A 5,468-nucleotide genomic window follows, 5' to 3' on the forward strand; every position below is an offset into this window, starting at 1 on the left:
CAAAGACGATGGGGCTGGCCTCGTCGCGGGTCTTGTACATGCGATCCACGGTGAAGCCCGCGTCTTCCAGGGCGTTGGAGAACATGTCACCGATTTCCTTGTTCTTCCACAAATCGGTGCGGATGATGAAGTGGACCACAACAGGCTCGCCGTCCTTGTACCACTTCCCATCCTTCATCTCAGCGCCCAGGGCCTGCATGCGCTCGGCGATGATGGCCTTGCCCTTTTCGGGGTTGTAGCGGTACTTGGCCTCCAGGGCCTTCATCGTGTCAATAACGTTCACATACTCGGGCAAGTTCACGGACAGGGCCGTGTACTTCGGATAGGCCAACCCGCCGTGAATTTCCTTGGCTGCATATTCACGATCCAGCAGATAGTGCAAGGCCTCGCGAATTTGCTGGTCCGTGAAGGGGTTCCAGCCATTCTGGAACTCGGTGGGGTTCACATGGATATCCACCAACGTGCCGGTGACCGCCGCAGCGGCTTCCAGATTCGGATCGTTGAGCACCTCGTTGTAGGTCTTCGGATCGTGGAGCACCTCGTTGTAGGTCTCCCGATCCACCAGGGTGTCGGCGTAGATATCCACATCCCCGGTCTTCAAGCGGGCAATGGCCTGTTCCTGGTCAAAGGTGGAGACGACCACCTCATCCACCCAGGCTCCCGTGTGCGGAGACAAAGTGGGAGTAATAGTAACGGTATGTGTGTCAGTAGGTTTTCCCATGGTGGGGACGGTGGCTTGCAAAGTAAGTTGATGCTGCTTCTGCCAGAAAACTCCACCAATCAGTCCGGCTAGCAGGAGGACCAGACCCAATCCGGCCCAAAGCCAGGCCTGCCTCCGGAGGCGGGAATGTCTATCCCTGCTGGCCGGCTTGCGCATGCGGGACCCGGCCGCCGACGAGGCGCTTGGCGGCTGGGCAGAGGCCACCTCCATGCCCTGGCCAATGGTGGGGCGTCTTCCTCGGACGGAAGCCCCGAGGCGGGATCGAGCCTGGCCGAGGGGGGGGCGGCGCTCGGCTTCCCTCTTTTCCCCGAGTGCCATTCCCTGTACCAGCGCCCGTTCCATGGCCGCCTTCATCTCGGCCATGCTCCCATACCGCACCGCCGGGTCCTTCGCCAGCGCTTTGAACAAAATCCGCTCCACCGCCTCCGGCAGGTCGGGCACGAACTGCCGCGGCCGCGGCAGCGGGTCGCTGACATGCTTGAGCACCACGGCCATCGGCGTGTCCGCCGTGTAGGGCTTGCGCCCCGTCAGCATCTCGTACAGCACCACGCCTAAGGCGTACACATCCGTAGGCGGCCCCACCTTCTTGCCCAGCCCCTGCTCCGGGCTCATGTACTCCGGCGTGCCCACGCCTACCCCCGTGCCCGTCAGCGTCTGGCCGTCTTCCAGGTCAAGGAACTTGGCGATGCCGAAGTCGGTCAGCATGGGCTGGCCCTTTTCGGTGAGCAGGATGTTGGAGGGTTTGACATCCCGGTGCAGGATGTGGTGCTTGTGGGCGTAGGCTAAGGCATCGGCGATGGGGATCAGCAGGCGCAGGGCGTCCTCCCAGGGCCAGGATTGCCCCAGGCGCCCCTTCAGCGTGCCGCCGGGCAGATAAGGCATGACCAGATAAGGCGAGCCTTCGTGTTCGCCGTAGTCGATGACCGGCACGATGTTAGGATGGGTCAGGCGAGCCAGGGCTTTGGCTTCCCGCTCGAAGCGCTTGAGGATGCGCTCCAGTTGCTCAGGCGGGAAAGCGCCCTTGCGGATGACCTTGATGGCCACCTCCCGCTCTAAGCGGGTGTCGTAGGCTTTGTACACGGTGGCCATGCCGCCCCGGCCCAGTTGTTCCAGAATGTGGTAGCGGCCGAGGTTTTGGCCGATGAGGTCGCTCATGACACTTCTCCTTGAGGCCAGGTTCCTTGCATAATTCCGTTATCCCATGTTGATGGTACGGTCATCGTCCGTAAAGCCCTGGTCGATGGTACGGTCCTCTTCGCTATCCATCGGCTGCACGGCCTCAAAGCGCAGGCGAAGCCGCTTACCCAATTGAATCTCATCGCCATCGCGGAGCAATACACTGGCTTCAATCTGGTGACCGTTGACAAAAGTGCCGTAGGTCGGACGGCGAGGGCGACCGTGTTCGTCTACGCTCACAGCTTCGCTCAGATAGAGCCGTCCATCGCGCTCCTCAATGACCGCGTGCTGCCGGGAAACGGCCATATCGCGGGGAAAGGCGATGTCGTTGGTGGACTTGCGTCCCAGGGTGGTCACGGAGCGGGTGATCTCAAAGCGCTGGTTGACCATTGAGGGGTCTTCGCTTTGCAAGACAACCAGCACGCCCAGCGCTTCGCTGCTGGGAGCCAGAACATCCATGGTGTGTTCCATGTCGGTCTCGACCGCCTGGGGCGCTGCCTGGAGTTTGGCTTCCCACTGGCGAGCGCGCTCGGCCTCCCGGGCCTTACGACGCCGGGCGCCTACCAGAATGAAGACCAGCAGGGCCATGCCAAGCAGACTTATCCCGCCGAGCAGGAAGGGCCCCCAGGGAGAGGCCGTCAGCGTGGCCCACCATGATTTTGCGCTGGCAGGAGCTGCCATCGAAGGGGTGGGGGTCGATATGGCGGTGGGAAGCGGCGTGGGCGTGGGCGGCGGCACGCGATGAATCGTGACGCCGCTGCGCGCCAGTTGGGTCCCGGTCGCGTCTTGAAGTACAGCCTCGATCAGGATGTCCGTCCCCTCAGGGTATCCGGTGGGGTCCCATTCCAGGGTGTAAGGGGGATCGCTGTCTTCTCCGATGGGGGCGCCATTGGCCAGAAACTGCACCTTTTTGATGGAAGCACCCTCGCCTCCCACGGTGATGGCAATGGTCAGGGGCTTATAGGCATTCTCACCATCTTTGGGGCTGTCAAACAGGATGAAGTACGGCAGGGGCGGGAAATCCACCGCGATTTGGGCCTGTTCCTGGATATCCCGATAACGCACTTCCAGGGTCAGGGTGTGGGAGCCACCCCCCGCCTGGGAAGTGTAGCGCAGCACATAGCGGGAGCGTAACTCATCGTTCATCCGGCCAAAGAGGGCGCCGAGTTGGTCGGGTGTGGGGGCGTACTGGGCGCGGGCATGGGTTTCCCTGGCCAGTCGATCCAGCACTTTCTCGCTTACCACATTTCCCAATCCGATAGGGTAAATGGGCACACGATGGGCCGGGTTGGTGGCCAGGGCCAGTACATCTTCCAGAGAATGGGTGCTGCACGGCCGGCCGTTGATTTCATCGACGCCATCCGTGAGCACCAGGATGGCCCGTCGCCCCACCGGCTCGGCGGCCACCATCTGCACGGCCTGGAAGAGAGCGTCATAAAGACAGGTGGCCCCTCCGGGCGTGGGTCGGATGAGTTCCACATTTTGACTGGCCGCCTCATGCTCTTCGGTAAAGTCGATCTGGATAGCCGGGCGCGTGTCAAAGGTGAGTACAGCCACCCGGTCGCCTTCCTTCAAGTTTTGGATGAACTCCACTGCGGCCTCACGGGCGGCTTCGATTTTCTTCCCGGCCATACTGCCGCTGGTGTCCAGCAACACAGCCACGCTGACGGACTCCTCGATCGTGTCCAGCGAGTCCACCGGCACCGGCTGGCCGTCTTCCTTCAGGGTCAGATCATCGGCGGTGAGGCTTTTTATCGGGTTGCCGCCACTGTCCAGAAGAGAAAAGTACAGTTTGACCTGATAGGTAGGCGCACCGGGGTTGGGTTCAGCCACAGCGTCGAAAAGGTTCAACCGAATCTCCCCCTGGGCTGCCACGGTCCGGGCACCCAGCAGGGTAAGAGCAAAGAGTGCGATGATCACCATGGGAAAATGCCAGCGCCTCATCTTTTTTCTCCTTGGATGGGGTGGGCCGCGAAGGGCTCAGTTTCCTCCTGAAGAGGACATTGTTGTGAGCGTCGAGGGGGATGATGATGGTGCGACGGTAAATGTCGTGGTGGGGGTGGGAGATAGCGTCCGGGTGGCCGTCGGAGAGAGGGTGGAGGTTGATGTCGGGGGGGGCGTGGCCGATGGCGTTGGCGTGGCCGTGACCACCACGCCACCTCCTGTCGCACATTGTTCCGCCGTGAGCCCGGACAACCGGAGGGTTTCGCCCGTTTCCAGGGATGTTGCCGTCCCCTGATGGGCCGTCAGAACCTCTTCCACCGGGATACCGAACCGTTGGGCGATGCTCTCGACATCGTCCCCTTCCTGGATATGGTAGAGGCAAAGGTCTGGCAGGCTGAGGGTGGATTCAGGAGCAGGGGGGCTCACCTCTGGCGAGCCGGTTTCCTCTGCTGAGGGAGAGGGCGAGGCCGTTGTCGGCATAGCGGTGAAAGCAGGGGATGAGGACGGGGTGTTCAAGGGAAATGCACCGGGGGAAAGGGGGATTGTGGACGGCGGTGGTTGCGTGAGGATGGGCGTAGGGGATGGTGTGGCGGTGCGCCGGGCCAGGGGCCACCACCCGGCCTGGGCAGCCAGGGCCAACCCTGCAGCCAGAAACACCCCCACGGTCCCTACCGCCAGCGCGATCCGGTCTGCGCGCGGCCGGTGAGCCAGGGCTGTAGAACCGCCGTAGCTAATCGCCGCCACCGTCACATTGTCCGACCCGCCGCGGGCGTTGGCAAAGTCGATCAGGCGTTCCACGATGTCCCGCGGTTCGCCGTAAGCCGCGGCCAGGATGTCCTCATCGTCGGCATATTGGGTCAGGCCGTCGGAGCAAAGCAGAGTCAGATCGCCGGGTTGCAGAGGAATTGGCTTGCTGAGTTCGACCTCTACCTTGGGCCGGGTGCCCACGCTACGGGTGAGCCGGTTGCGCAGTTTGGAGGTGCGGGCCTCTTCAGGGGTCATGGCCCCGGAGCGCACCATCTCTTCCACCACGCTGTGGTCCCGGGTCAGGCGGTAGATGCGCTCGCCGCGGATGAGATAAGCCCGACTGTCGCCCACATGGGCCAGATAGAGGGTGCCCTGGTGGATGGCGGCGGCCACGATGGTGGTGGCCATGCTTTGGTTGTCCTCCAGCGTGCGGCGCGCCTCCTGGTAAATTTCGGCATTGGCTTGCTGGATAAGGCGGCGCAGGCGTTCGGGCGGCGACTCGTCGGGCGAGGCGCAGTAGCCTTCCAGCAAAGTCTTCACCGCGTGCTGGCTAGCGCGTTCGCCGAACTGATGCCCGCCCAGGCCGTCGGCCACCACATACAGCCATCCGCTCTGGCGCGCTTCGCGGGCGTTCCGCGGCGCGTGCCCGCCTACCGCGTCCTCGTTGTTCTCACGCTTGCGTCCAGTATCGGAACGGTAGTAAGCCGTTATCTTGGGCATAAGATCACCTTTCAGTAACAGGACTTACGCGGTTGAGTGTACAGCAAAGGAAATGGAGCAACTACCTACCCGTGATCGACAAGGAGGTTCACAGGTTGGTGAGCGAACAAAGTGCGCAAGGTATGGAAGACAGGCCGCTGCTGCTTGCGGCAGGTGGAGA

Annotated in this window: 3 protein-coding genes; all 3 read right to left on the minus strand. The window is 62.5% G+C overall.

The window, feature by feature from the left end:
• A partial coding sequence (locus G4O04_07095; protein ID HEY58281.1) for a protein kinase occupies positions 1–1,876 on the minus strand: 1,876 nt, incomplete at its 3' end.
• A 39-nt stretch (positions 1,877–1,915) separates the two neighbouring features.
• A complete protein-coding gene (locus tag G4O04_07100; protein HEY58282.1) occupies positions 1,916–3,841 on the minus strand; it encodes a VWA domain-containing protein in 1,926 nt (641 codons plus the stop codon).
• A gap of 36 nt (positions 3,842–3,877) precedes the next feature.
• Positions 3,878–5,308 (minus strand): SpoIIE family protein phosphatase, encoded by a 1,431-nt coding sequence (locus tag G4O04_07105; GenBank protein ID HEY58283.1) that lies wholly within the window; start codon positions 5,306–5,308, stop codon positions 3,878–3,880.
• Positions 5,309–5,468: the final 160 nt, after the last annotated feature.

The sequence above is a fragment of the Anaerolineae bacterium genome (assembly GCA_011176535.1).
GTDB lineage: Bacteria > Chloroflexota > Anaerolineae > Anaerolineales > DRMV01 > DUEP01.